General features: G+C 39.8%; 16 protein-coding genes. 13 read left to right on the top strand and 3 right to left on the bottom strand.

Annotated features, from left to right (window positions below; translation table 11 throughout):
* Window positions 1–238 precede the first annotated feature (238 nt).
* A complete protein-coding gene (locus IQ237_RS10430) occupies window positions 239–1624 on the top strand; it encodes a mannosyltransferase (RefSeq protein WP_194054791.1) in 1386 nt (461 codons plus the stop codon).
* A gap of 156 nt (window positions 1625–1780) precedes the next feature.
* On the opposite strand, the gene IQ237_RS10435 is transcribed toward IQ237_RS10430, so the two are convergent.
* Both IQ237_RS10435 and IQ237_RS10440 read right to left on the bottom strand, forming a co-directional pair.
* Window positions 1781–2167 carry a type II toxin-antitoxin system VapC family toxin gene (locus IQ237_RS10435; RefSeq protein WP_194054793.1) on the bottom strand — a complete coding sequence of 129 codons (387 nt, stop codon included), beginning with the start codon at window positions 2165–2167 and terminating at the stop codon, window positions 1781–1783.
* Window positions 2151–2414, bottom strand: coding sequence for a type II toxin-antitoxin system Phd/YefM family antitoxin (locus IQ237_RS10440; protein WP_194054795.1), 264 nt, complete (start codon window positions 2412–2414; stop codon window positions 2151–2153). Before IQ237_RS10440 ends, IQ237_RS10435 begins: the two co-directional genes overlap by 17 nt.
* A 166-nt stretch (window positions 2415–2580) precedes the next feature.
* On the opposite strand from IQ237_RS10440, the gene IQ237_RS10445 reads away from it, so the two are divergent.
* From IQ237_RS10445 to IQ237_RS10455, 3 genes are all read left to right on the top strand, one after another.
* Window positions 2581–3525 (top strand): glycosyltransferase family 2 protein, encoded by a 945-nt coding sequence (locus IQ237_RS10445; protein ID WP_194054797.1) that lies wholly within the window; start codon window positions 2581–2583, stop codon window positions 3523–3525.
* A gap of 90 nt (window positions 3526–3615) precedes the next feature.
* Window positions 3616–3984: an EamA family transporter gene (locus IQ237_RS10450; RefSeq protein ID WP_194054799.1), complete on the top strand. Its 369-nt coding sequence runs from the start codon at window positions 3616–3618 to the stop codon at window positions 3982–3984.
* A gap of 693 nt (window positions 3985–4677) precedes the next feature.
* On the top strand, window positions 4678–5592 hold the full coding sequence (locus IQ237_RS10455; protein WP_309225750.1) for a polysaccharide deacetylase family protein: 915 nt from the start codon (window positions 4678–4680) through the stop codon (window positions 5590–5592).
* 121 nt (window positions 5593–5713) lie between these two features.
* On the opposite strand, the gene IQ237_RS10460 is transcribed toward IQ237_RS10455, so the two are convergent.
* Window positions 5714–10414, bottom strand: a complete 4701-nt coding sequence (locus IQ237_RS10460; protein ID WP_194054801.1) for a glutamate synthase-related protein — start codon at window positions 10412–10414, stop codon at window positions 5714–5716.
* A 767-nt stretch (window positions 10415–11181) separates the two neighbouring features.
* Here IQ237_RS10460 and IQ237_RS10465 point away from each other — a divergent pair.
* The 9 genes from IQ237_RS10465 to IQ237_RS10505 all read left to right on the top strand — a co-directional run bounded on the left by IQ237_RS10465 (window position 11182) and on the right by IQ237_RS10505 (window position 21337).
* Window positions 11182–13113 (top strand): phosphodiester glycosidase family protein, encoded by a 1932-nt coding sequence (locus IQ237_RS10465; protein ID WP_194054803.1) that lies wholly within the window; start codon window positions 11182–11184, stop codon window positions 13111–13113.
* Window positions 13114–13768: 655 nt separating this feature from the next.
* Window positions 13769–14188: a cupin domain-containing protein gene (locus IQ237_RS10470; protein ID WP_194054805.1), complete on the top strand. Its 420-nt coding sequence runs from the start codon at window positions 13769–13771 to the stop codon at window positions 14186–14188.
* A 142-nt stretch (window positions 14189–14330) separates the two neighbouring features.
* Window positions 14331–14654, top strand: a complete 324-nt coding sequence (locus IQ237_RS10475) for an iron-sulfur cluster assembly accessory protein (protein ID WP_194054807.1) — start codon at window positions 14331–14333, stop codon at window positions 14652–14654.
* A gap of 243 nt (window positions 14655–14897) precedes the next feature.
* On the top strand, window positions 14898–15281 hold the full coding sequence (rpsL, locus tag IQ237_RS10480) for a 30S ribosomal protein S12 (RefSeq protein ID WP_096570169.1): 384 nt from the start codon (window positions 14898–14900) through the stop codon (window positions 15279–15281).
* 665 nt (window positions 15282–15946) lie between these two features.
* Window positions 15947–16417 (top strand): 30S ribosomal protein S7, encoded by a 471-nt coding sequence (gene rpsG, locus IQ237_RS10485; protein WP_194054809.1) that lies wholly within the window; start codon window positions 15947–15949, stop codon window positions 16415–16417.
* Window positions 16418–16555: 138 nt separating this feature from the next.
* The gene (gene fusA / locus IQ237_RS10490; protein ID WP_096570165.1) at window positions 16556–18634 is read left to right on the top strand and encodes an elongation factor G; all 2079 of its coding nucleotides are present in this window, start codon (window positions 16556–16558) and stop codon (window positions 18632–18634) included.
* 22 nt (window positions 18635–18656) lie between these two features.
* Window positions 18657–19886: an elongation factor Tu gene (gene tuf, locus IQ237_RS10495; protein WP_194054811.1), complete on the top strand. Its 1230-nt coding sequence runs from the start codon at window positions 18657–18659 to the stop codon at window positions 19884–19886.
* 186 nt (window positions 19887–20072) lie between these two features.
* Window positions 20073–20390: a 30S ribosomal protein S10 gene (rpsJ, locus tag IQ237_RS10500; RefSeq protein WP_010998474.1), complete on the top strand. Its 318-nt coding sequence runs from the start codon at window positions 20073–20075 to the stop codon at window positions 20388–20390.
* A 296-nt stretch (window positions 20391–20686) separates the two neighbouring features.
* Window positions 20687–21337, top strand: a complete 651-nt coding sequence (locus IQ237_RS10505) for an LON peptidase substrate-binding domain-containing protein (protein ID WP_194054814.1) — start codon at window positions 20687–20689, stop codon at window positions 21335–21337.
* The last annotated feature ends 128 nt before the right edge of the window (window positions 21338–21465 follow it).

Raw genomic sequence — 21465 nt, forward strand, 5'->3', positions numbered from 1 at the left:
TAGCCTTGTGATTCAGATTAAAAGCTTGTATATTTTTGTTAGTAAGCACAGGATCATCAAGCTAAAGTAACTGGGAATAGGGTAAAATTTAATACGTGTCTTAAGAAACAAGACAAATTATACCACTATTTGCTGCTGTTGCTATCTAATTAATCAAATATTCCAGAAATCATAGAACCAAGATAAATTCTTATTGGATGTTAAAAATAATTACATTCCCGACTTAATAACAATAATAATGATCCAACACCGTAAAAACATTCAATGGACAATTCCTTTCATTATCTGTGGTGCATTTATTCTGTGTGCTGCCATAGGAATGCTATTCAATCAAGATGCTTTTCATAAATTCTTTTCAGCAACTCAATTATATCGAGAAATACCTCCTCAACTACCTCACAGAAGTTATTACTGGGATGTTGAACATTATTCAGAAATGGCTCTTAACCCAAGTTGTAAAGCATTTTATCCCCTATGGCCATTTATTATTCGTAATCTATTTCATCCCCAAACTATAGAACAAGCTGCACATTACTTTTTAGTCGTAGCTACTGTTATATTTTTGATTAATAATTTTTTGCTCTATCGAATTCTAAAAATATGTTTAAATCGTTTATACTTGGCTTATTTAATTCTTTTGATTTATACTGTTAACCCAATGGCAATATTTAGAGTTATTGGTTATACAGAAAGCATATTTTCTTTGTTGAGTACGTTATTTATCTGGGTTTGTTTACCTAATCTCAAAATTAATCTAAATTTAAAACTTTGTTTTTTATTCATTATCACATTTTTAATGAGCTTAACTAGACCTATATTAATTCAAGTATTTTTTGCAACCATATTAACTTTAATAACTATTATTGGTTTGGAAATGCTGAAAATCAAGAGATATTCTTGGAATAATTTATTAATTAATCTGCAAAAATATCGAAATGAAACAAAAATCACTTTAACTATATGGGTTGCATCTTTACTAGGTTATGCTGTTTATGGTAGCTTTTGTCTAAAAACTAGAGGTAATTTTTTTGCACCTTTTGATGATCAGAGTCTGTGGGGTAGAACATTAGGTATACATTTAGAATTACTATTATTTCCCAAATCACCTTTGGTGGATATAATAGGACTTTATCTACCTGTAATAATTTTGTTATTATCTTTAGTTTTTACATATTACAAGTTTACTCAACGAATTAATATTATATGCGTTCCTAAATACAGATTTTGGTGGAATATATTATATCTGTATCCGCCGTTACTAATCTTGGTATATGCCTACAACTTCATGAAGTCAATAAAAAGTAAAATTAATTTAGATCAAGTTCTACTAGATCCAATTACACTTACAGATTATACTAACAATTTAGCTGTAAAATATATTTTTTGGTTTTGTATTTACTTTGCTACTGCTCATTCATTGATTAATTTTCTCACATTTGACCGTTTAATGAGTTTAGCTAGACATACATTTGCGACTCCATTCTTTTTTGTTTCATTAGGATATTTGTATCGTTGTATTCCTGGTAAAGTTAAATATCAAACTTTACTCTTCATGAGTTTGATTTCTGCTTTTATGTTAGTAGAACAATGGATTAAATATGGTCAAGATAAATGGTTAGGTTAATAAATAATATAATGAATCAGCCCATCGACTCCCTAGTTATCCCCATTTACAACGAAGAAGAAAATATCAGAGAAATGTATCCGCCGTCCTACTCATGTCATGGCATTAGCAACTATAAATGGTCAAGATAAGTGGATGGGTTAAAATATGCAATAACTACCAAATTACATCAACAGGGTATTGCATAATCTGACTATCTACAGTTAAAATTGGCATTTTTTCCACCTGACTTTGGGCAATAATAATCCTATCAAATGGATCACGATGTAAATCAGGTAAATATACTACTTGTAAAGCATGAACCATTTGAATTGGTAAACTCTGGAAACGATTTATTTTTAACCGACTAGGAATATATATTTCTGGAGGTTCAGGTAAACTGAGTTTTCCTAAACGTACCTTAATCACAATTTCCCACGCACTTGCAGAACTTAAAAATAACTCATTACTAGGATCAGTAATAATTTTGTAAGCAGTAGATGAAAGTTGCAAGTCGTCTGTAACCCACCAAATAAAAGCATGGGTATCAAGTAATACTTTCATTCTCAATGTCTAGGGGATTAAGAAAATCTTTTAAAATATCTTCTGGTAAAGGTGAATTAAAGTCAGAAGCAATCACCACCTTACCACGATCTAAACCCGGTATTCGCGGTAATGGCTGCTGGGAAAAAGGTAAAATACGAGCCACAGGAGTACCACCTTGAGAAAGAATAACTTCTTCTCCTGAAAAAACTATACGGAGTAATTCTCCAAAATCACCTAAGTTATCTGGGAGTTCTGCATTATACATTGTTAAGTTAATTAGTGGTAAAATTAATGTTAATTCTTTAGCTTATACTCCAATTTTACTATACTTTAAACTTATTTTCTTAATTTTCTGCAAACTATCTCTGTACTCTTAACTTCTCAACTTAACCAACCGTAATTATAAATTATCCATCAAATCAATTATCACCGTGAATCAGCCCATCTACTCACTATTCATCCCCATTTACAACGAAGAAGAAAACATCACTGAGATGTATCGCCGTCTCACTTATGTCATGGAACAATTAGACGGTGAAGTTGAACTGATTTTAATTGATGACGGTAGCCGCGATCGCTCTTTGAGTATGATCCGTGAATTACACCATCATGATAGTCGAGTCCGTTACCTAAGTCTAGCCAGAAATTTTGGTCATCAAGTCGCAGTCACAGCAGGTTTAAACTTTGTCCAAGGTAAAAGTATCATTGTCATGGATGCTGACTTACAAGACCCACCAGAGCTAATTTTAACAATGATTGACGAATGGCATCAAGGATATCAAGTAGTTTACGCCCAGCGCAAGTCCCGTCAAAAAGAAACTTGGTTAAAACGGTTGACTGCATATCTTTTTTATCGCATTCTCAAACGTTTGGCTAAAGTTGACATCCCTGTGGATACAGGAGACTTTTGTTTAATGGATAGACAGGTAGTAGATATCCTCAATACCATGCCAGAACGTAACCGTTATATTCGTGGTTTACGTGCTTGGGTAGGTTTTCGACAAACATCCGTACTTTTTGAAAGAAGTCCCCGTTATGCTGGAGATGTAAAATATACTTTCGGGAAATCTTTATCCTTAGCAATTGATGGTATTATCTCATTTTCTACAGTTCCTTTAAGACTGGCAACCTATTTAGGTATCATATCAGCTACTATTGCCTTAATTATGATCTTGTTAGTTCTTTATTGGCGAATATTTGCACCAGTCTCTCACCTCATTGGTTACACATTAATTACTATCGCTATGTTTTTCTTAGGTTCAGTCCAGTTAATTTGTATTGGTATTTTAGGTGAATACATTGGTCGAATTTATGAAGAAGTCAAAGGTCGTCCTCTTTATACAGTCAAGGAAACTGGAGGTTTGAAAAAAACTTAATTGCCTTAAATAACCTACTTATTTAATTTCATAATTTTTCTATCTTTTTGGTAACTAAAAAATCACCATTCATATACAAAGGTAATACCAGTGTCACCCCAAGAATTTAGTTTACTTCTCTTCTCAGTCCTCATCAGCGTTGCTGGACAATTTTTCCTAAAAACAGGAGCAATGAAACTAGGAAAAGTTCATGCAGGTAACATTATTAATCTCATCCTCAACATGATCACCATACCAGAACTATTATTAGGACTAACCTGTTATGGTATTGGTGCTATAGCATACATATTACTTCTCACAAGAGTAAACCTCAGCGTTGCTGCACCTGCGGTATCCGTTGGTTATATATTTTCCGTATTGTTGGGTTACTTTATTTTAAAAGAACCTATTCCTTTGATCCGTCTTGTGGGATTAGGTTTTATTGTTACAGGAGTAATATTAGTAGTTTGGCGCAAATAAAATCAAATTCAGAATTATTTATACAGCAGTATCTAGATTAACAAATAAATTCCACTCAATCATGGGAAACTATCATTAGTTGTTTTTTGTCAATCTATTCAATATGTTGCAAAAAACAACAAAATTTATTGCAAAATTTAATTTTTTCTTCCAAAAAAAAGGCAGGAACTTCAGCCGTAAAATATACATCTCTAGTAATGTTAATGATAGTGTGTGTCCGTCTTTTGGGGTAGATACTCTATTCCTAAAGACTGCTTGTGTGGAATAATCATTGATTTATTATCCGACGATTTATTATCCGACAATTTTGCAAAAGTACAAAAGCTACAGATTACATACTTAAAGGAGAAACTGAATGGTAAATGCTAAGTTTTTAGCAAATACAGCACTTTCCGGTGTAATGAGGTACACTTTGGGCGGGCAAGACTTGTAATGAGCGGTTAGTGAGCGCAGTCGAACTATGTCGAAGTATGCCCACCCCACAAGAGTTTCATGATGATAATTTGTACCTCATAATAACGAAATCTGCTGTAAGTAGAATTTATCATTGGAAATTTCGTCATTTCTGTAATTTTGTCTTATGCTTTTGATGATTACCAGTACATAACTGAGTATCTAAACATCTAGAAAAAATGTGTTATAACCTACCGTCAGAAACCTAATTGACGGTTCAACCCTTGAAGGAGCTATGCAGTGGAAAATAAAAATAATAAGTCATTTTTTTGGACGCAGGGAATATTGATTGTATTGCTTTGTTTAACTGGTACTTTGGGTATTGGGTTAATGATGCTTGTGAGGGCAAATACCTCTGAAGCTCAAAATAACCAGCGTATCAATTTCAATGAAATTGCTGCTAATACAGTCACTCAGCAACGGATTGAAAAATTTAAGGCTGCAATGCTCACTACCTGGCAAAAGGAAGCACAGGCAAAAGGTATTATCACTGATGTACCATCACGCTTTCAAGGGGTAACAATAAAAGCTGCTACACTTCCCCCAGATCAAAAAGTAATTGCACTAACTTTTGATGATGGTCCCTGGCCAAAAAGCACTGCCCAGGTTCTAGATATTCTCAAAAAAAATAATATTCAAGGTACATTTTTTGTCGTTGGGCAAAATGTAAAAAATTATCCTGATTTAACTAGACGTATAGTTGCTGAAGGCCATTCTATTGCTAATCATACCTGGCATCACTGGTATCATCACATGAACCCGCAAACCGCAGCTTATGAAGTTGCCAATACCACAGATATTATTTTTAAAACTACAGGGGTGAAATCCGGTTTATTTCGTCCACCTGGTGGAATTATGACTAATGGTGTCGTATCCTACGCCAGAAATAATAAGTATGCAATTATTATGTGGTCATCTGACTCTATAGACTATTCCCGTCCTGCTGTACCTAGACTGATTAACAATATATTCAAAACCGCAAAATCAGGGGGTATTGTGTTAATGCACGACGGTGGAGGCGATCGCACTCACACCGTCCAAGCCTTACCAGAAATTATCAGTAGATTCCGCAAACAAGGCTATAAATTTGTTACTGTTCCCGAACTCTTGGAAATGCAAGATCAGCAGCAACAGTTAGCGGCTAATAAGAAGTAGTAGGGGCAAACCCCCCGTGGTTGCCCTCTTGAGGCAGGAGTCAGGAGTCAGGAGGCAGAAGAAAAAAATCTGTTCCCTATTCCCTTCTTACTGTCACCTGTCACCTGTCCCCAGTCACCTACTACACAGAACTCAACTGTTTACCAGCCTTTTCAGTTTCCGCATTAGCTTCTGCACTGTCTGCTTCTGAAGGTGGTACAACTTGCCAGAACTTCAGTAAATACTCTGACCAGTTCTGTAAAATTAACTGCGCTTTTGGTGAACCAGTGCGATCGCCATGAGCTTTAATCAAATCATACAATTGCTTCTCACCAGCTTCCGTTGCTACACGCTGGATTTTCACAATGGTCTTATTCACCAACTCAGGGAAAGAACCATCTTCATCCAAGAAGTAACCCAGTCCTCCAGTCATACCAGCGCCCACGTTACGGCCAACTTTACCCAAAACTACAACTACACCACCAGTCATATATTCGCAGCAGTGATCACCAGCCCCTTCAATAACTGCCGTACCTTTAGAATTACGCACTGCAAAGCGTTCACCCGCTAAACCTCTAGCGAACAACACCCCACCAGTCGCACCATACAAACAGGTATTCCCAACAATCACATTTTCGGCTGAGTTATAAGTCGCATCTGCGGGTGGTTTAATAATAATCTCCCCACCGTGCATCCCCTTACCTACATAGTCGTTAGCCTCCCCATGTAAGGTTAAGGTTAAACCAGGTAAGATAAACGCCCCAAAGCTTTGTCCGACGCTACCTTGGAAGTTCAAGTTAATTTGACCTTCAAAACCACTATCACCGTATTGAGAAGCAATAGCACCCGCTAACCTTGATCCTACGGTTCTATCAGTATTCACAACTTTGTAAGTCTTGGTGACAGTAGATTGATTTTTGATGGTTGCTTGAATTTCCCCATCCGCTAAAATCTGATCATCTAAAACAAGTCCATTGCTATGAACTTCTTCATGGTTTAACCAGGTACGATTGGATTTAGCATCTGGTAACTTAGTTAAACAATCTAAATTCACAGATTGGGTTTTTGTCAACTTCACATCAGAACGCACAGTTAACAGATCCGCCCTACCAGTCAACTCGCTTAGAGAACGATATCCCAGTTTCGCTAACAGACTCCGCACTTCTTCCGCGATGAAATAGAAGAAGTTAACAACATGATCAGGAATACCTGTAAAGCGTAGACGCAGTTCTTCTTTCTGAGTCGCTACACCTTTGGGACAGGTGTTTAAATGACACACCCGCGCCATAATACAACCTTCGGCGATCATGGCGATAGAACCAAAACCGAACTCCTCAGCACCCATTAAAGCAGCGATCAGGACATCCCAACCACTCTTTAAACCGCCATCAACTCTGAGAATCACGCGATCGCGCAATCCATTATCCATCAACACCCGATGCACTTCTGACAATCCGAATTCCCACGGACTACCTGCGTGTTTAATAGAACTCAAAGGAGATGCACCAGTACCGCCATCATGTCCGGAAATCTGAATAATATCAGCATTAGCTTTTGCTACACCGGCAGCAATCGTACCAATACCTATTTCTGACACCAACTTCACGGAAACTTGGGCTTTGGGGTTAATTTGATGCAGGTCAAAAATTAACTGCGCTAAATCTTCAATTGAGTAAATATCATGATGGGGAGGGGGTGAAATTAAAGTTACACCGGGTTTAGAACGGCGTAACATCGCAATGTAAGGGCTAACCTTGGGACCAGGTAACTGTCCACCTTCACCGGGTTTTGCACCTTGAGCAATTTTGATTTCGATTTGTTTAGCACTGGCTAAATATCCCGGTGTCACACCAAAACGTCCAGAAGCGACTTGTTTGATGGCACTGGAAGCGGTATCACCATTTCTCAAACCGTTCAAATGGGGGAGAGTGGGTGAATGTCCGTTTTCGTCAACATCATTTAACACATTGTAACGAACTGGATCTTCGCCACCTTCACCAGAGTTAGATTTCCCACCGATGCGGTTCATGGCAATGGCTAAAGTTTCATGTGCTTCCCGTGATAAAGCACCTAAAGACATACCACCAGTACAGAAGCGTTGAGCGATTTCGCTGACAGACTCTACTTCTTCTAAAGGAATAGATTGTCTGCCGCTTTGGAAATCCAATAAATCTCTTAAAGCCGTTGTTGGTCTACCTTGTAAATGCTGTTTATAAACTTCATAATGGTCATACTGCTTACCATCAACAGCCTTATGCAGCGCCTTCACCAGTTCCGGGCTATTGCTGTGATATTCACCACCGGGACGATACTGAACAAAACCCAGATTTTCCAACTTCTTAGCAGACAACTCTGGGAAAGCCTTACTGTGGAAAGAAAGCACTTCTTGAGCCAGTTCAGCACAACTTAAACCACCGATGCGGGAAGTAGTACCCCGGAAAGCCAAATTTAACAAATCGCCACCAATACCGATCGCCTCAAAGATTTGCGCCGCTTGATAGCTAGAAAGCAGGGAAATTCCCATTTTTGAGAGAATTTTCAACAAACCTGATTCTACAGCTTGACGATAATTAGCGATCGCTTGATCCAGAGTAATATTATTCAGTTTACCTCGTTCCCTGAACTGTTGAGTTTTCGGATCAGCCCACCAGTCACGCACCGTATCCAAAGCCATATAAGGGCAAACCGCACCCGCACCATAGCCCAACAAACACGCAAAATGGTGTGTACTCCAACATTGGGCGGTATGCACAACTAAAGAAGTCTTCATCCGCACACCTTCGCGGATCAAATAATGGTGAACTGCACCCACAGCCAACAAAGGTGGAATATAGGTAAAATCAGCACTGATACCCGCTTCTTTGCCCCGCTTTTCAAGGGGGGTTGGGGGGATCTTATCACTCAAAATCAAAATTTTCGCACCAGCCCGCACCGACTCCACAGCTTGTTTTTGTAAAGATTCTACCGCCGCTTTTAAACCATCAGGACCAGCATCAATAGAAAACAGAGTTGATAACTCAGCAGTGCCAAAACCAGATAATTTAATCGCTTCTAACTCAGCATCAGTCAAAACAGGAGAATCTAACTTTAATCTTCTCGCGTGTTCTGGTTGCGGATCTAATAAATTACCTCTTTCTCCCAGTTCCACCGTCAAAGACATTACCAATTTTTCTCTTAACGGATCAATGGGTGGGTTTGTTACTTGGGCAAAACGCTGCTTAAAGTAGTTGTACAGCAGATGGGGTTTTTCTGATAAAACCGCCAAAGGAATATCATCACCCATAGAGAAAGTCGGTTCAGCACCAGTATTCGCCATCGGCTGAATAATCATTTCTGCATCTTCGCTAGTGTAACCAAAAGCGATCTGTTGTTGCAGTAAGGTTTTTTTATCGGGGATTTCAAAACTTTCAGTTACATAATGACCGTTACCGTTACCATTACCATTAGCTGACGGTTTTACCAAATCTTGCAACTCTTGACGATATTTTTGCAACCAATCGCCGTAAGGATGTAACTTAGCAATACGTTGTTTAATTTCCCAGTTCTTCAAAATTTCATTGCTGTTTAAATCTACAGCAATCATTTGTCCTGGTCCGAGTCTACCTTTTTCGATAATACTGGTTTCTGGGAAATCAACTACACCCGCTTCGGAAGCAACTACGATATAGTCATCATTAGTAATCACATAACGAGCAGGTCTTAAACCATTTCTATCTAAAGTCGCACCAACTCTTTTACCATCACTGAATACTAACAGCGCCGGACCATCCCAAGCTTCCTGTAAACCACTGTAATATTCATAAAAATCAACGATTTCAGGATGATCTTTTAAAGAAGGTTGATTTTTATAAGCCTCTGGAACCATCATCATTAAAGCTTCCAAAGGACTGCGGCCTGAACGCACCAATAACTCTAGTACGTTATCAAGAGTCGCAGAATCACTGCTTTCAGTATTTACCAAAGGTTTAAATTCTTCAGCACGTCCTTTCCAAATCGGATGATCTAAAGTTGCTTCCCGCGCCATCATCCAGTTAATGTTACCCAACAGAGTGTTAATTTCTCCATTGTGACCTAGTAACCGCATGGGTTGAGCTAAAGGCCACTTGGGCATGGTGTTGGTACTAAAGCGGCGATGATAAACAGCAAAGGCACATTTAAAAGCTGGGTTTTTTAAATCTTCGTAAAAATCTCCCAATACCGCCGATCGCACCATACCTTTATAAACAATGGTACGGCTGGAAAGGGAGCAGACATAAAATTCTTCAGAAATATTTTTCGCTGCTTTCACCACACGACGACGGGTAAGATACATTTCCCGTTCTAGTTCATCACCACTCTTATCCGCAGAACTGAGGAAAACCTGTTCTATGTAAGGTTGGTTTTCTCTTGCTTGTATCCCCAAAACCTCTGGACGTACGGGAACTTTACGCCAACCCAGTACAGTTAAATTTTCTTCTTTTGCTACTTGTTCAAAGATTTCTTTAGCTTTTTTGGCTGATTCCTGGTCTTGGGGTAAGAAGATCATTCCTACAGCCATGTTACCAGTATTAGCAACTTTAAATCCTTCTTGTTGCAACAATTCCCAAGGAATCGCCGTCAAAATACCCGCCCCATCTCCAGAGTCTTGATCCGCACTACATCCACCCCGATGTTCTAAACAAGTCAGCGCATCTAAAGCTTTCGCCAAAATTTCATGGTTAGCAATATTGCAGCGATGGGCAATAAAGCCTACACCACAAGCATCCCGCTCTTCAACCAACCATCTTTGTCCTAAATAAGTTTCAGTATTTTCCGTATTTTTCATTGTGATGTTTTGACCCTGATTCAATGATTGATGACTCATATTTTATTCCTGAAATAATAGTGAAATTTCTGAGTTATGAATGTGACAACTGTTGCTACTGCAAAGAAAAAAAATCTAAGATTTAGCGATCGCAAAATACATAATCACGAAAAGTTAAGGGAAAATTAGGGAAAAAAAATTTTAACTTGAGGTTTACATTTTTGCTCACCTATGTTAAAATAGCCGCGTTATTTTTTTAAGTGTTTATGCACCGCACTCTTAGAAAAAGTACCTTGATCTAAATAATCTGCTTTACCTGACATTACGTTTATTTTTAGATAGTGAAGCTAATTGCTTTTTATCCCCGTTTAGCCTGATCTAGTCTTGGTTCAGGATCATCATTTGGGATTTACCTGAGATTTAATATCAATGGGATGTACTGCTTTTTTTTCAAACAGCGACTATCCTTTTGCAGCAACAGGCACAGTGTATTACAAAATATAACACTATATGCCGTTATGTGAAACCTGCTCAAATCTACTTTGAGCTTCTCTTATTTTGTGTTTTTCTGAGAAGTTCTAGCAATATCTAATTTGTATGTATTATTGAGAACTTTGGGTGTTGGTAATTTTAGCGTGATGATTAGCAGAATGATTAGTGACTGGGTTTTTCAATAGTATAGATAGGGAACATACATATTATCACCTTTATTGACCAAGAAAATTACAATTTTTTAAGATTCCCTGATAATTGGGGACTGGGGACTGGGATGAAACTTATTTACCTGTTCCCTATTCCCTATTCCCTATTCCCCTAAAATAGTAAAAATGCTCATGATTGAAATTAACAAGCTACGGTTTTTCCGCTACTCTATATCTTCAATGCTAGTAACAGCAATAAGTTTGATTGCTACCGATGGTACTAACGCCAAACAACCTCCCATCACTTCTCAATCTCTCCCCCTGATGATTTCTCAACTACCAACACCATCATCAGGTAATCAAATTTTTCTCAATGGTAAAACTTTACCAGGTGCTTGGATACAACAACCAGGAACATCTGGAACTGTAACTTATGTCAGTGATGGCGCACTTAGACAATTAATAGGAATAGATTTATTAAATACCACGAATCCTGAATTACAACCAATAGACTGGTTTTCTCAATCATCTACTACCCTCAAAGCTAAATTTTCTCCTGGATATCGTTATTTAGATATTTCTAATTTTGCCCAAACTAACGGCTGGCAAATCCAAGTTAACGGAAATCAGCTAGTAATTTCTACCCCTCCTGCGAAAATCAATAATATTCGTCAGGGGAAAAGACCTACAGGCGATCGCCTAGTCTTTGATTTAGATCGTCCCACACCTTGGAAAGCTGCACCAGGTCAAATAATTAGAAAATCAGCAGATCCCAAAAATCTCAGTTCTACACCTCCAGGACCACCCAACCGAGAATGGATCATCACCCTAGATAGTATGGCTGATAATAGCTTAATTCAACGTTATCCACCCCAACCCCCAACTACACCACCAGACCAAACAAAACAACTACCAACCACACCAGACCCGGACGCACTGATCCAAAAAGTAGAAACAGTAAATAATCAAACTAATAATCAAACTAGGATTACTCTCAGTGTTCCCTTTGGTTCATCTCCCCGCATTACTACCTTAGCTAACCCAAATCGTTTAGTCGTTGATATTATCCCCGATGCTTTAGTAGCAAAAGATATCACATGGACTCAGGGATTACGCTGGCAACAAAAATTTATAAATGTTGGTAAAGATAGGTTTCCCGTCGTTTGGCTAGAAATTAATCCCCGTCAATCTGGGTTAACTTTAAAACCAATAACTTCCAGTTTGGACAGTCAAACAGGTATAGCGCCCTTAATCCAAACAGCACCACGGGATTTAGCGGTAGCAGGAATTAATGGTGGTTATTTTAACCGCAATAATAAATTACCACTAGGGGCAGTTAAAAGAGACAATCAATGGTTATCAGGACCTATTCTTAACAGAGGTGCGATCGCCTGGAATAACAACGGAGAATTTTATTTTGGTCGTCTCACTTTAAACGAAACTTTAAACACCAGTAATAACCAAACCCTACCCATACTCTTTCTTAACAGTGCCTACGTACAAAACGGCATCGCTCGTTATACACCCACCTGGGGACAAACTTATACACCCTTACTAGATAACGAAATTATCCTCACAGTTCAAAATAACCAAATCACCAACCAAACACGAGTAGGAAAAGCAGGTGTCACATCTGTTACCATCCCCAGAGACGGCTACATCCTCACCTTACGGGGTACTGCTACCACCAATGCTGCACAATTACCTGTAGGTACAAAGGTTAATCTCACCAGTTCCACCACACCTGCTGAATATAACCGTTATCCCCATATTATCGGCGCAGGTCCGCTTTTAATCCAAAACCGCCAAATAGTCCTCGATGCTCAAAGCGAAAAATTTAGCAACGCCTTTATCATCGAAAGAGCTGCCCGCAGTGCCATTTGTACCACCAGTACAGGTAATTTAATCATAGCAGCAGTCCACAACCGCGCCGGAGGACACGGACCCACCCTAGCAGAACACGCCCAATTAATGCAGGTCATGGGTTGTGTTAACGCCCTCAACCTCGACGGAGGCAGTTCCACAAGTTTATATTTGGGAGGACAATTACTTGACCGTTCACCAAATACAGCCGCCCGTGTTCATAACGGTATAGGTATCTTTATTAACCCTAGGTAAACGGTCAATCCCACGTAAAAAATGCAAAATTTTCAATAATATTTCTGAATAGATATTAAGCTGTTGTGCATTTAATTTGTATAACTGGAACAGGCATCTTGCCTGTTCCACAAGAGTTCAGAATATTAGGATTATACAATTTAGCTGTATAACAGCTTATTAAGTTTTGCATTTACATAGGGCTTGCTGAATAAATGTAAAACCTAGATAAATCAATGGATTGAGGATGATTAAAATTAAAATTGTGCAAGGTTTTAGGTACTGTGAGCCTCAGAAAGCTTGCACTTTGTTAGTGTTTGCACAATTAATTTCCAAATCAAAAAAACTCCTTGTTCGCGCAGCGTGGCATAGCCATACTCCTTGAACTCCTGACTTCTTGATAGCGAAGCGTGACATTAGCCCTACTACTGTCCCCTCACAGATAACTTTTTCAGCAAGCCCTATTTAAAGTTGAGAATAAGTTAATATTTCATTCATGAAGAATTAATGTAGAAAGCTGATTTTGAATAATTAAGGGGTACTTGATCGGAGTTATCTTTGCTATGGTAATAACAGTGAAATTAATGGATTAATTTTATTTCTTAAAAAGTTCATTAAATTTTTTCACTAAATATTAAGAATCTTAAAATTTTGTACATTGTACAACGAGGTCATTATGGCTCAACTTAATGAAAAAGTCACAAATAATACACTGTCTTTAAGTGCAAGCATTAGCACAAAAGGCATAGCAGCCAGTGAAATGCGTCCTTGGGGTTCGTTTACAGTTTTAGAAGAAGGTAAAGGTTATAAAATTAAACGTATTGAAGTTAAACCAGGACATCGCCTCAGTTTGCAAATGCACCATCACCGCAGTGAACACTGGATAGTTGTTTCCGGTACTGCTAAAGTCGTGTGTGGTGAGAGTGAAATTTTACTCAGTAACAATCAATCAACCTACGTACCACAATGTACAGTTCATCGTTTAGAAAATCCGGGTGTTATTCCCTTGGTTTTGATAGAAGTTCAAAACGGCGAATATTTAGGAGAAGATGATATTATTCGCTACCAAGATGACTACGCTCGTAGTGATAAGTGATTGGTGATTGGTGACTGGTGACTGGTGACTGGTGACTGGTGACTGGGCATTGGGTTATTAACTTCCCCCTGCCCCCCTGCTCCCCTGCCTCCTGAACTCCTGTAATATTGAATATGGATTTTCTGATTGCTACAAAAATTCCATGATTCAATTAAGTCCAGCAGCTACCAATGAGATGGAGCGATTAAAATCCAAACAACAGCCAAATATCTTGTTTCGCTTGCAGGTGAAACCAGGTGGCTGTTCGGGTTGGTTATACGATATTTCCTTTGATGAAGCGGTTAAAGTTGAAGATCAGGTTTTTGACGTTAACAATATTCAATTAGTCATAGACAAAGAAAGCATAAAATATATTAACGGTTTGACCCTGGACTATTCAGAGGATCTTATGGGTGGAGGTTTTCGCTTCTACAACCCCATAGCCATTTCTACCTGTAGCTGTGGTAATTCTTTTTCTATTGCATAGGGAATAGGGAACAGGGAACAGGTAACAGGTAACAGGTAACAGAAGGCAAAAGGCAAAAGGCAAAAGGCAAAAGGCAAAAGGCAAGAGATAAAAGATAAAAGATAAAAGATAAATATTTTCCCCCTGCTTCCCCTGCCTCCTGAACTCCTGAACTCCTAAAAAATAATTGACGTAAAAACAAAAAAAACGCTATAATCAGGATTTGTTAAAATAGAACATAACCAGCTTAACGCGCTGTCACTCATGCCAACAATACAGCAGCTAATCCGTAGTGAACGCGAACTAGCGCGTCAAAAAACCAAGTCTCCTGCTCTGAAACAATGTCCTCAACGTCGAGGAGTATGCACCAGAGTATATACGACTACCCCTAAAAAACCAAACTCAGCCCTCCGCAAAGTAGCAAGGGTCAGATTAACTTCTGGATTTGAAGTCACAGCTTACATTCCAGGTATTGGCCATAACTTGCAAGAACACTCTGTTGTGATGATTCGTGGTGGTCGGGTAAAAGACTTACCAGGCGTGAGATACCACATTATTCGTGGAACCTTAGATACAGCCGGAGTTAAAGACCGGAAACAAGGACGTTCCAAATATGGAACTAAGCGCCCAAAAGAAGCGAAAAAATAGGAAATAGGCGATTAATCGCATGAATAACGATTAATCGTCTAATTTCAGCCCCCATAAAGCACAGAATCTAGCGGTGTATTCTTGTTTAAGAAATTAAGCTATAACTTGCACTAAGCGAGCAAGTGTAAGAGTTTAAAAGCAGAATACTGTAAGCAATGGCAACACTTTAATGTAAATATTAGAGTTGATAGTGTTGTCGCCTTCTGTTTCTGGTATAGAGTTAACAGCAGGTTAGTGTTTTACTAACGAAAGCTAACAAATGATCACATTTGCTCAAGATTTACGTCTGCTCATGAACAGAAAAACTTGAGACTTGAAGACCCGAAAAAAGGCCATTATTGATAGGTATTTTAGGTGATAACCAAGCCTAAATACTCAATATTAGGGTGAGATACACCCAATCTGATAGCCTGTGGACTGGACAGTGCCGACACTTCTAGGATTTCAGTGAGCGTAGTCGAACTGATGAAGCAGGAAGAAAAAGCAGCAAGGCTTGTTAGCATTAGTTAGCTTTTTTGTATGGGTAAAAAAACTAATGAGTTGAGCTTAAAAGCAACTAAAGCCAAAACTCAAGGAAATTCAAGCGGTTGCTTACACCGCTTTTAGATTTCTATGTTCTGATAACATATAATTTCGTTGCCAAATTCCGAATTCAAGGATGAAGTATGTCTCGTCGTGGTGTTAGTCAAAGGCGGCCTGTTCCGCCTGACTCAGTGTATAATAGTCGCCTCGTTAGTATGATGATGCGACGGATAATGCGTCATGGCAAAAAATCTCTCGCTGCCAGAATTGTTTATGATGCTTTAAAAACTATTGAGGAACGGACAGGCGGCAATCCTCTGGAAACATTTGAAAGAGCAGTCCGCAACGCCACACCTTTAGTAGAGGTCAAAGCTCGAAGAGTAGGTGGTGCAACTTATCAAGTACCAATGGAAGTACGTTCTGATCGGGGTACTACCCTAGCACTGCGGTGGTTAGTACAATTTTCTAGGTCTAGGCCAGGTCGTACGATGGCTAGTAGACTAGCAAATGAGTTAATGGACGCAGCTAACGAAACAGGCAGTTCCATTCGCAAACGTGAAGAAACTCACCGCATGGCTGAAGCCAACAAAGCATTTGCACACTACCGTTACTAAGTGGAGCAACGATATATCGCCTAATTACCAGCGGTATATCGGCAACTTTCTGCCCAAGACGGTTTTCCGTAAAAGTATAGAATCTTAACAAAGAGTAATATACAAGATATCATGAGTCCTAAATTATAGGAGGTAACTGTGGCACGCACAAACCCGCTAGAGAAAGTACGCAATATCGGTATTGCGGCGCATATAGATGCGGGAAAAACGACAACAACAGAGAGAATATTATTTTACTCTGGGATAATTCATAAAATTGGTGAAGTTCACGAAGGAACTGCTGTAACAGACTGGATGGATCAGGAGCGGGAGCGAGGAATTACCATTACTGCCGCTGCGATTAGTACCAGCTGGAAAGATCATCAAATTAACATTATTGACACTCCCGGTCACGTGGACTTCACAATTGAAGTTGAACGTTCCATGCGGGTGTTAGATGGTGTAATCGCTGTCTTTTGTTCCGTTGGTGGTGTTCAACCGCAGTCTGAGACAGTATGGCGGCAAGCTGACCGCTACAAAGTACCTCGCATTGCCTTCATCAACAAGATGGATCGCACAGGAGCGAACTTTTATAGAGTTCATGAGCAAATGCGCGATCGCCTGAGAGCAAATGCGATCGCCATTCAATTGCCCATCGGTAGCGAAAGTGATTTTAAAGGCATCATTGACTTGGTGCGGATGTGTGCATACATTTACACCAACGACCAAGGAACCGATATTCAAGAAACAGAAATTCCGGCTGAACTACAAGAACAGGTAGCAGAATACCGCACTAAGTTAATAGAAGCGGTAGCAGAAACTAGTGATGATCTGATGACTAAGTACTTCGAGGGCGAAGAACTTACAGAAGAAGAAATCCGTACAGCCCTGCGTAAAGGTACAATTGAGGGAAAAATTGTACCCGTGCTTTGTGGTTCAGCCTTTAAAAATAAAGGTGTGCAGTTGATGCTAGATGCAGTTGTAGATTACCTGCCAGCACCAATTGAAGTACCACCAATTCAAGGCTTATTGCCAAATGGCGAGACAGTGGAGCGCCGGGCTGATGACAGCGAACCTCTAGCTGCTCTAGCATTCAAGATCATGGCTGACCCCTACGGTCGCCTCACCTTTGTGCGTGTTTATTCTGGTGTATTGAAAAAAGGCAGCTACGTCCTGAACGCCAGTAAAGACAAGAAAGAACGGATTTCCCGCCTAGTGCTGATGAAAGCAGATGAACGACAAGATGTCGAAGAACTGCGTGCAGGTGACTTAGGTGCAGCTTTGGGACTAAAAGACACCTTGACGGGTGACACTTTATGTGATGAAGGATCACCAGTTATTCTGGAATCCCTGTTCATTCCTGAGCCTGTGATCTCCGTAGCGGTTGAACCCAAAACCAAGAACGACATGGATAAGCTGTCAAAGGCACTACAATCTTTGTCAGAAGAAGATCCTACCTTCCGTGTCAGTGTTGATCCAGAAACTAACCAAACCGTGATTGCGGGGATGGGAGAGTTACACCTGGAAATTCTAGTGGACCGGATGTTACGGGAATTCAAGGTAGAAGCGAATGTTGGTGCGCCACAGGTAGCTTACCGCGAAACCATTCGGAAAACAGTTACCAACGTAGAAGGCAAATTCATCCGTCAAAGTGGTGGTAAAGGTCAATACGGTCACGTTGTGATCAATTTAGAACCAGGAGACCCAGGTACTGGCTTTGAATTCGTCTCTAAAATTGTCGGTGGCGTAGTACCTAAAGAGTATATAGGCCCCGCAGAGCAGGGTATGAAAGAAAGCTGCGAATCTGGTATTTTAGCTGGATATCCACTAATTGACGTGAAAGCAACGTTAGTTCACGGCTCCTACCACGATGTAGACTCTTCGGAAATGGCTTTCAAAATTGCCGGTTCAATGGCGATGAAAGAGGCAGTGCTGAAAGCTTCACCAGTCCTCTTAGAGCCTATGATGAAAGTTGCAGTAGAAGTTCCCGAAGACTTTATGGGAACTGTCATAGGTGACTTAATCTCCCGTAGAGGACAGATTGAAAACCAAATCACTGAACAGGGAATCGCTAAGGTGACATCCAAAGTTCCACTAGCGACAATGTTTGGTTACGCCACAGATATCCGGTCTAAAACCCAAGGCCGAGGTATATTTACGATGGAATTCAGCCACTATGAAGAGGTGCCTCGCAGTGTGGCTGAAACTATCATCGCCAAAAGCAAAGGGAACGCATAATTAAAAAAGGAAACGAGTATACATGGCACGCGAAAAGTTTGAAAGAAAAAAACCTCACGTTAATATCGGTACTGTTGGCCACGTTGACCACGGCAAAACTACTTTAACAGCAGCCATTACCATGACCTTGGCAGCTATGGGTCAGGCTACAGCTAAGGGTTACGACCAAATTGACAACGCACCCGAAGAAAAGGCACGGGGTATTACAATCAACACCGCTCACGTTGAGTATGAAACCGAATCTCGGCACTATGCTCACGTAGACTGCCCCGGACACGCTGACTATGTGAAAAACATGATCACTGGTGCGGCACAAATGGACGGTGGTATCCTCGTAGTTGCTGCTACGGACGGTCCTATGCCCCAAACTCGTGAACACATCCTGTTGGCAAAACAGGTGGGTGTTCCCAGCTTGGTTGTCTTCTTGAACAAAGAAGATTTGATGGATGACGAAGAACTTCTGGAATTAGTAGAACTGGAACTGCGGGAACTACTTACTAGCTACGATTTCCCCGGTGATGACATCCCCATTATCAAAGGGTCTGGTCTACAAGCTTTGGAAGCAATGACTAAGAATCCTAAACTCCAAAAAGGAGAAAATCCCTGGGTAGATAAAATCTACGAATTGATGGATGCTGTAGATTCCTACATCCCCACTCCTGAGCGTGATGTTGATAAACCCTTCTTGATGGCAGTAGAAGACGTATTCACCATCACAGGTCGTGGTACAGTGGCTACTGGCCGGATTGAACGCGGTAAAGTTAAGGTTGGCGATACAGTTGAGCTAATTGGACTCAAAGATACCCGGAGTACGGCTGTAACCGGGATTGAAATGTTTAAGAAGAGCCTTGAGGAAGGTCTAGCTGGAGACAATGCCGGTGTACTACTGCGCGGTATGAAAAAAGAAGATATTGAACGCGGTATGGTAATCGCTAAACCCGGTTCAATTACACCTCACACTCAATTTGAAGGTGAAGTTTACGTTTTGACTGAGAAAGAAGGTGGTCGGAAAACACCATTTTTCGCAGGTTATCGTCCTCAGTTCTATGTACGGACAACTGATGTAACTGGTACTATTCAAAGCTACACATCTGATGATGGTAGCGCCGTAGAAATGGTAATGCCAGGCGATCGCATCAAAATGACAGTGGAACTAATCAACGCGATCGCGATTGAACAAGGTATGCGCTTTGCGATTCGCGAAGGTGGCCGGACTATTGGTGCTGGTGTCGTTTCTAAAATCATCAAGTAGTACCTTTTTGTCTTTGTAATTAAGAGCAGAGATTGGAAAAGTACGTCTCTGCTCTTTTATCTTCCCTTTAGCAATTTTGGATTTTAATTTATGATTCTTGTTTGTTTCTCAAATCTAAAATCTAAAATCTAAAATCTAAAATCTAAAATCTAAAATCTAAAATTCACAGAACCTGGAAAACTAAAGATGGCAACTTTACAGCAGCAGAAGATTAGAATTCGCTTACAGGCTTTTGACCGACGTTTATTGGATACATCTTGCGAGAAGATTGTAGATACAGCTAACCGTACTAACGCTACAGCTATCGGACCGATTCCTTTACCCACAAAACGGAAGATATATTGCGTGCTGCGCTCACCTCACGTAGATAAAGATTCCCGTGAGCATTTTGAAACCCGCACCCATCGTCGGATTATTGATATTTACCAGCCTTCTTCTAAAACTATTGATGCGCTGATGAAGTTGGATTTACCATCTGGTGTAGATATCGAAGTCAAACTTTAATGAGAACAGGAAATAGAGAATAGGGAATAGGGAATAGGGAATAGGGAATAGGGAAGAGAGATCAATATTAGTCTTCTTTTTCCTTTTGCCTGTTGCCTTTTCCAACTGATAACTGAAAATCTACATGGAATATTTTTAGGTATGAATATTAACCCAGCCCTAAGAGAAATTTTCTTAGGGTTTTTCAATAGCGATAAAACAAATGATAAAATATAAACAAAGTACGGGGAAAGTAGGGAATAATATACTTTAAGAATCAATAAAAAAAATTTATACTCATTTATACTCAACTAACAATGACATCTTCTTCTAAAATTGCCGTCCGTGAATTACCTCTGTTCCCGTTACCTGAAGTGGTTCTATTTCCCACTAGACCATTACCTTTACATATATTTGAATTTCGCTACCGAATCATGATGAACACGATTTTGGCAGGCGATCGCAGGTTTGGGGTTTTAATGGTCGATCCGATCAAAGGAACTATCGCTAACGTCGGTTGCTGTGCGGAAATTATCCATTGTCAGCGATTACCAGATGATCGAATGGAAATGTTAACTTTGGGACAGCAAAGATTTCGGGTTTTAGAGTATGTACGGGAAAAGCCTTACCGTGTAGGTTTGGTAGAATGGATTGAAGACCATCCCCCATCTCAGGACTTGCGACCTTTAGCAGCTGATGTAGAACAGCTACTCAGGGATGTTGTCAGGCTTTCTGCTAAGTTAACCGAAAAAGATATCGAATTACCAGAAGATTTACCTGATTTACCTACCGAGTTATCTTACTGGGTAGCTAGTAATCTTTATGGTGTCGCTCCTGAACAACAAGCATTGTTGGAACTACAAGATACATCGGCTCGCTTACAAAGAGAAGCAGAAATTTTGACTTCTACTCGCAATCATCTGGCAGCACGTTCTGTTCTTAAAGACACATTTAGTAATATGGGTTAATCATCCACTGATTCATTGACGCTGAACAATTCTGAGCATTGATTGACAAAGCTCGAACTGTAACGATAGCAATACCATCATTACTGACAGTAAAGGAAGAATCCCTCAAAGCACGCAACATAATATTT

Source organism: Sphaerospermopsis sp. LEGE 08334 (assembly GCF_015207205.1).
Classification (GTDB): Bacteria; Cyanobacteriota; Cyanobacteriia; order Cyanobacteriales; family Nostocaceae; genus Sphaerospermopsis.

Excerpts from the sequence above, each read along its gene's own strand:
- rpsL (WP_096570169.1), top strand. The coding sequence starts at position 14,898 with ATGCCAACAATACAGCAGCTAATCCGTAGTGAACGCGAACTAGCGCGT.
- IQ237_RS10475 (WP_194054807.1), top strand. The coding sequence starts at position 14,331 with ATGATTCAATTAAGTCCAGCAGCTACCAATGAGATGGAGCGATTAAAA.
- IQ237_RS10470 (WP_194054805.1), top strand. The coding sequence starts at position 13,769 with ATGGCTCAACTTAATGAAAAAGTCACAAATAATACACTGTCTTTAAGT.
- IQ237_RS10460 (WP_194054801.1), bottom strand. The coding sequence starts at position 10,414 with ATGAGTCATCAATCATTGAATCAGGGTCAAAACATCACAATGAAAAAT.
- IQ237_RS10430 (WP_194054791.1), top strand. The coding sequence starts at position 239 with ATGATCCAACACCGTAAAAACATTCAATGGACAATTCCTTTCATTATC.
- IQ237_RS10440 (WP_194054795.1), bottom strand. The coding sequence starts at position 2,414 with ATGTATAATGCAGAACTCCCAGATAACTTAGGTGATTTTGGAGAATTA.
- IQ237_RS10465 (WP_194054803.1), top strand. The coding sequence starts at position 11,182 with ATGCTCATGATTGAAATTAACAAGCTACGGTTTTTCCGCTACTCTATA.
- rpsJ (WP_010998474.1), top strand. The coding sequence starts at position 20,073 with ATGGCAACTTTACAGCAGCAGAAGATTAGAATTCGCTTACAGGCTTTT.
- rpsG (WP_194054809.1), top strand. The coding sequence starts at position 15,947 with ATGTCTCGTCGTGGTGTTAGTCAAAGGCGGCCTGTTCCGCCTGACTCA.
- IQ237_RS10435 (WP_194054793.1), bottom strand. The coding sequence starts at position 2,167 with ATGAAAGTATTACTTGATACCCATGCTTTTATTTGGTGGGTTACAGAC.
- tuf (WP_194054811.1), top strand. The coding sequence starts at position 18,657 with ATGGCACGCGAAAAGTTTGAAAGAAAAAAACCTCACGTTAATATCGGT.
- IQ237_RS10505 (WP_194054814.1), top strand. The coding sequence starts at position 20,687 with ATGACATCTTCTTCTAAAATTGCCGTCCGTGAATTACCTCTGTTCCCG.